General features: G+C 25.7%; 8 protein-coding genes and 1 pseudogene. 6 read left to right on the top strand and 3 right to left on the bottom strand.

The genetic code is table 11. From position 1 onward, the window contains the following. Positions 1-314 precede the first annotated feature (314 nt). Positions 315-506 carry a hypothetical protein gene (locus AJN58_RS06115; protein WP_002779581.1) on the bottom strand — a complete coding sequence of 64 codons (192 nt, stop codon included), beginning with the start codon at positions 504-506 and terminating at the stop codon, positions 315-317. Further along, on the bottom strand, positions 499-1,956 hold the full coding sequence (locus AJN58_RS06110; RefSeq protein WP_070292082.1) for a DNA methylase: 1,458 nt from the start codon (positions 1,954-1,956) through the stop codon (positions 499-501). The genes AJN58_RS06115 and AJN58_RS06110 overlap by 8 nt, the downstream gene beginning before the upstream one ends. A gap of 845 nt (positions 1,957-2,801) precedes the next feature. Between AJN58_RS06110 and AJN58_RS10355 the strand changes: the two genes are divergently transcribed. The 5 genes from AJN58_RS10355 to AJN58_RS10130 all read left to right on the top strand — a co-directional run bounded on the left by AJN58_RS10355 (position 2,802) and on the right by AJN58_RS10130 (position 4,329). Further along, a complete protein-coding gene (locus AJN58_RS10355) occupies positions 2,802-3,098 on the top strand; it encodes a type II toxin-antitoxin system PemK/MazF family toxin (protein ID WP_070292080.1) in 297 nt (98 codons plus the stop codon). 47 nt (positions 3,099-3,145) lie between these two features. Continuing rightward, a complete protein-coding gene (locus AJN58_RS06100) occupies positions 3,146-3,280 on the top strand; it encodes a helix-turn-helix domain-containing protein (protein WP_070233918.1) in 135 nt (44 codons plus the stop codon). Positions 3,281-3,314: 34 nt separating this feature from the next. Beyond that, a complete protein-coding gene (locus tag AJN58_RS06095) occupies positions 3,315-3,605 on the top strand; it encodes a recombinase (protein WP_250535407.1) in 291 nt (96 codons plus the stop codon). A 40-nt stretch (positions 3,606-3,645) separates the two neighbouring features. Then, positions 3,646-4,023 (top strand): hypothetical protein, encoded by a 378-nt coding sequence (locus AJN58_RS06090; protein WP_044780706.1) that lies wholly within the window; start codon positions 3,646-3,648, stop codon positions 4,021-4,023. A 165-nt stretch (positions 4,024-4,188) separates the two neighbouring features. Beyond that, positions 4,189-4,329 (top strand): hypothetical protein, encoded by a 141-nt coding sequence (locus tag AJN58_RS10130; RefSeq protein ID WP_002834679.1) that lies wholly within the window; start codon positions 4,189-4,191, stop codon positions 4,327-4,329. Positions 4,330-4,473: 144 nt separating this feature from the next. Here AJN58_RS10130 and AJN58_RS06085 read toward each other — a convergent pair whose 3' ends face one another. Continuing rightward, complete coding sequence (locus AJN58_RS06085) at positions 4,474-4,875, bottom strand: hypothetical protein (RefSeq protein ID WP_070283613.1); 402 nt, start codon at positions 4,873-4,875, stop codon at positions 4,474-4,476. A gap of 549 nt (positions 4,876-5,424) precedes the next feature. Here AJN58_RS06085 and AJN58_RS06080 point away from each other — a divergent pair. Beyond that, positions 5,425-5,624: pseudogene (locus AJN58_RS06080) on the top strand (hypothetical protein); the annotation flags it as partial.

Below are 5,624 nucleotides of genomic sequence, written 5' to 3'. Positions count from 1 at the left end.
GATAGATAAAAAAACAAAAAAATAAATCAAAATAAATATAGTTTTGCTGTAATTTTCTCTTTGAATTTTTGCTCGTGAAAAGTACAAGATAATTTTTTTATTTTTTTAATCATATAAAAAACAATATTTTTTATATGAAAATTCACAGAAAAAAAAGATAAAATTTTAATACTAATTTTAATTAATTTTATTTTAAGTCTAAAATATATAGAGATAAAAGTGGTATAAAAAATACACTATTTAAAAAATACTTATTTTTTTACTTGTTTTTAATTGATTTTTATATCTAAAATATTTTTCTCATAAAAACATGATTACTCGTTTATATAGATAGACTTTTCAAGCTTTCTTTCCATTTCTTTTTTCTTTTTTTCAATTGCTTCATCAAATCCTTTAAGCACTGAAAATGGAGCAAACTGTGCCGCTCTTTTTTCTAATGGCATAAGAGGATATTTTGTAGATTTTTTGTATTTAATATTAATAATATCATCGTGGTTATTAGGCATTGTGTCCTCCTATTTGCGAATTAATTTTTAAGCCATTTTCAAGACTCGAGGCTTTAAAAATAGATTTTTTTCCATATTTGTGAACAATCGCGAGTCTAGCTTTTTGTAATTTCTCTTCTTTTATAAAATTTTTATTTTCCTTCTGTTCTATGTCGGCAAAAAGACTGGGTTCTTTAATTTTTTTTATCGTGTCATTTTTTACAACATTATTAAGAGTAAGACTTATTTTTCTAATTAAAAAATCAGCATTAACTATTAAATCAAACAATTTTAAACCTTTATTGCAAATAGTTTCCAAGGAAGAGCTGTGGTAATCCAAATTGATTGTTGAATGTGCATTTTTTGGAATAGATCTTCCATAGGAATCTTTGCTCATTGGACCATTGTAGCTTTGTACCTTTTCTAAGCTTTCTTTATCATATTGTACATCTAAAACGATTTGATTGCATGTTAAATTTTGCTCAATTAGCTCAAGAACCATATGATCGACGATTTCTTTAAGCATATCTCTAGCTTTTTTAAAACTATAAGGCTTAGGCAAAACCTTAGCCATTACCTTAGAGATATGTTTGCTTTTATATTCTTTAATAGCTTGCATTGTACAGCTTTCAAACCCCCAAGCATGATCGATTAATAACTCAGCATTTACTCCAAAAATTTGATAAAGTTTATCCTCGTTATTAAGAGAGTATCTTGCTAAATCTCCCATATTGTTAATGCCTATGCTTTTTAGTTTTGTTGCATATCCTTTGCCTATACGCCAAAAATCATTTATGGGCGTGTGTTGCCATAATTTTCTTCTATAAAGCATTTCATCCAAATACCCTATGCAAAGTCCATCTTTATTAATATTTTGTTTTTTGGCTAATATATCCATTGCAATTTTTGCTAAGTAAAGATTTGTTCCTATTCCCGCAGTTGCTGTTATTTGAGTTGTTTTTAAAATTTCAAATAATATGTTTTCAATGAGTTTGTCAGCAGATAGCTTATAATGTTTGATATAAGGAGTTAAATCAATAAATACTTCATCAATGGAGTAAATATGAATGTCTTTTGGATCAAAATACTTTAAATAAATGCTGTAGATTTTAGAACTATAGTCTATATATGTTGACATCCTAGGTTTTGCAACAATGTAATCAAGCTCTAAATTGGGATTATTTATTAGTTCAAGATGATTGTATGATTTTGCACTGAAATATTTAGCAATTTTTAAGCGCTTGTAATTGATTGTTTTTACTTTTTGTATTAGTTCAAATAGTCTTAATCTGCCTGATATATTATAAGATCTTAATGCGGGAGATACCGCAAGACATATTGTTTTTTCAGTTCTACTTTCATCCGCAACTACAAGATTGGTATTTAGAGGATCTAATTTTCTTAAAATGCATTCAACAGAAGCATAAAATGACTTAAGATCTATAGCTGCATATTTTTGCGTATTATCCATATTTTCACATTTGTATATAATAATTATTTTTTAATTGTATAAAAAGAATTTTAATAGACTAAGATTGTTAATTTTTAGTTCTTGTTTTGGAATTAATCAATAAAACAATCAAGCTTGTAGATTTTTTCATCTAAAAATTTTATCAAAAACCATGCCTTGTTTAAAATTACATAGTATTACTCAATATTATGCTTTTATATATTTAAATCGAGCGAGCAAAGTATACGAAAAGATTTATATCAAGTTTAATTTTAAATGATAAAATTTAAGCTGAAATAATGATAAAGTTTTTTGAAAATGCTGATTGTAATAAAAAGTTACATTAATATAGGCAAATGAAATTTTCTGCTATTTTTTTTAATAATAATTGCTATTGATAAAATAAAAATCTGCCTTATTTTATACATGGAAAAATCTCAAAATCTTTATCACTCATTTCATTTTTCGCTATTTAAGAAAAAATGAAACTGTTATAATAAGGATCTTGCTTTTTATATAAATCATAAACCAAAATACCAATAAATTAAAAAAAGAAAGAGAAAATTAGTTGAAAAACAAATCTTTTAAAAAGACAGGAGAAACAATGAAAAAACTTAGAAAAATATAGAAAAGAAATATTTAAAGATAAAACTTCTGCTTACAGCATTACATAGCATTATGCCAAAAGATATAAAGGAATAAAATGAACGAAGTGCAATTTGACAGCTGGAACGAACGAAAAAAGAGCTTAAACAAAGTAAAATTAATCAGAAAAGTTAGTGTAAAAAAAGATTTATTGGCTTAGCATTGGTTTAAATATTGGTGCTGAAGTTTAAGGTAAAAATGAGTTTTTTACGCGTCCTGTTTTGGTAATAAATAGTTTTTATAATGGCACATTTTTAGGCATACCTTTAAGTTCTAAGACTAAAAACAAAAAAGGCTTTTTATTTCACAAATTTAAGGACAATAAAGGCACTTTACAAGTTGCACTTTTAGGACAAATGAGAGTTTTTGATACTAAAAGGATAAAAACTTACATAGGAAAAATCAATGACAAAGATTTTGAAATGCTTAAAAATAAAATAGTAAAAAATATAATAATCCCTGCACTAAGACAGGGAAACTCAAAAAATGAGCCAAATCCTTTCATTTCTGAAAAGTAATGAAAAAATTATTACTAAAAAATATTAATCTAAAATAAAGGATTAGCATGACAGAAGAGAAAGAAAATATTATTAAAGAAGTTTGTAAAGAGTTAAACACTACTCAAACTGAATTAGGAAGACAATTAGATGTCTCTGCTTCTACAATAAATACTTGGGCTAGTGGTAAAATTCCAACTTAGTGGATTATATTCTTCTGAAGAAATGGGCGTTGGAATGACTGAAACTAGCAATATTATTATCGATATTGAAGCTTGCCAAAACAATACTCATGAAAACAAAAAGAAAGTTGATTTCTCACAAAACTTTTCACAATCAAACGCTACAACTTTTAGCGAAGATGAAAGACAAATTTTGTTATCTTTGGGACTCAAAGTGAAAAATGAAGATGGTTATTATTGGATTGTAGGAAATACCTATGGTTTAAATGAAAAAATCAAGCAATTAGGTTATAGATTTCACTCTGAGAAAAAAACATGGTGGAAGCAAATTGGAAATGTAGCCTAAGAGCGCACATGAAAAATATGTTATAATTTAGGAGTTAAGCATGCAAGGATATGCCATGAAAAAAGAAATTACACTCAATGAGAGCTTTAAAACATTATTGAAAAGTATTTTTTCAGATACTGATCAAGCTAAAAAGCTCATTCAAGCTTTTGAAGAATTTGCTAATGATAGAGCAACAACGCAAAGGCTTAATTTTGGGAATTTAAAGCAAGAAGCCATTGAGCAAATAAGAAATGAGTTGGTTAGCAAGGATTTATTCCAATCTGAGACTAAAGGACTTGAAGCTGAAATCAAACGAATGGAAAGTTCATTAAAACAGCAAGGAATCTATTGGCTAGGAGCTTGTGTTGTTAGCATTGCCACTATAATTTCAAGTGTTTGGGCAATAATGGACTTTATGGTAAAACATTTAAAATAATATTCTCACACTAGAAACAATCTAGTGTAACTTAACCCTAAGGTGGGATATTTTATCCCTTGACTTTTAGCATTTTTTTGTTATAAGATAAGGAGAAAAAAGAAAAATTTTTTCAAAAAAATAGTAATATTTACAAAAATACCCACAAAAGCAATCTTAAGATTCATGGAATCTATTGGCATAGGATTGTTTATAAATAGTCTTTATGGTTTACAAACAGGCGATAGTAGAGCTTTTATTATTTTAATTGAAAGTTTGCTAATTTTAACGGTAGTTGCATTATCATCAATCTTTCTTAAAGATTGAACTTTTTTTGAAAAAAGGAGAAAAAATGGATGGTTATAATATAGCTATTTTAATTGGTGCTATCACTCTCGTTTTTGGCATATTGGTTTTAGTAGCTCATTATCTCAATGATAAACACACTAACGAAAGTGAAAACTAAAAACCTTATTGTCTTAGAAATGATTTAAAGATAGACAAAATTAAATCAAAAATTGTAGGCTGTAAAATAAACATTAAAGTAGCAAGAATAATTACATATGTTCTAACTTCTCTTTTAAAACTATCTAGTTTGTTTTCAAGCTTATCAACTGAATTTTCAAGCTTATCAAGTTTAGCACCTATTGAATATTCAAGCTTATCAAATCTAGTATTCAAAAGATCTATAGTTGGTAATTTAGAAATGGCTTCTTTAAATTCTCTAAAAGATTTGTCTTTTATTTCTTGAGAATTTATTTGGCTTTCTTTAGCAAATTCGTTAAGAGCTTTAATGAAATTTTCTTCAGTTTGATCTTTAAAATAGATAGAAAATAAAGCTTTTACACCTTCTGAAATATAATAATTTTTCATATTTATACAACCTTTTTTTTAATTATAACATAGCAAATTTAAAAATGCAGTTTTTATAAAAATAAATAGAAATTTGTTTTGATTATATTTTACTCAATATTTTTTATTACATCTATGGTTAGTGAATATAATTAATAATTTTTATAAGGGTGTTTTCTGCTTCTTTGTTTTTATTCTTCTTTTTAAAAGCTACATCACAACACTTTATACTCTAAGCTTTTTAAAAGTACTCAAATAAGATTATCATAATAAATAATAAAAAATCAATTTCTTATTATTTTCATTTTATTTTTTTCTTTTTTGTTATAATTTATATGTTAAAATAACATATTACAAAGTAAACAATATGGATTTATCTCATTCATTAGGACAATATATTATTTTAGCTTTTGCAATAGCCGTAGCCATATTTGTTACATTTTATGACTTTGATAAAAAAGATCATCAACATAATATAAAAAAATAATATCCTTAATATTTATAAAAATTAAAAAAGATTTTAAGTCATTCTAAAAATAAAAATTTATACTATTTTTTAAAGGATTTGCTATGCAAAAAAATATACAAGATTATATTATTGATGTTCATTCTTGTGATCCCCATTCATCAAATGCTTATAAACAAGATTTATTTGATGTAGAAAATGAAGTTTTTGCTAAAGATTGTGAGTTTATAGAAAAATGTGGTTTAGATGATATGGTAAAACACAAACAAAGTGATGAAGTTTTTAAAGTGTTTTATAAAAAAGA

Source organism: Campylobacter sp. BCW_4321 (assembly GCF_001763075.1).
GTDB classification, from domain to species: Bacteria; Campylobacterota; Campylobacteria; order Campylobacterales; family Campylobacteraceae; genus Campylobacter_D; species Campylobacter_D jejuni.
This window is presented reverse-complemented; position numbering and strand designations above follow the sequence as displayed.

Excerpts from the sequence above, each read along its gene's own strand:
- AJN58_RS06100 (WP_070233918.1), top strand. The coding sequence starts at position 3,146 with ATGACAGAAGAGAAAGAAAATATTATTAAAGAAGTTTGTAAAGAGTTA.
- AJN58_RS10130 (WP_002834679.1), top strand. The coding sequence starts at position 4,189 with ATGGAATCTATTGGCATAGGATTGTTTATAAATAGTCTTTATGGTTTA.
- AJN58_RS06085 (WP_070283613.1), bottom strand. The coding sequence starts at position 4,875 with ATGAAAAATTATTATATTTCAGAAGGTGTAAAAGCTTTATTTTCTATC.
- AJN58_RS06115 (WP_002779581.1), bottom strand. The coding sequence starts at position 506 with ATGCCTAATAACCACGATGATATTATTAATATTAAATACAAAAAATCT.
- AJN58_RS06110 (WP_070292082.1), bottom strand. The coding sequence starts at position 1,956 with ATGGATAATACGCAAAAATATGCAGCTATAGATCTTAAGTCATTTTAT.
- AJN58_RS06090 (WP_044780706.1), top strand. The coding sequence starts at position 3,646 with ATGCAAGGATATGCCATGAAAAAAGAAATTACACTCAATGAGAGCTTT.
- AJN58_RS06095 (WP_250535407.1), top strand. The coding sequence starts at position 3,315 with ATGACTGAAACTAGCAATATTATTATCGATATTGAAGCTTGCCAAAAC.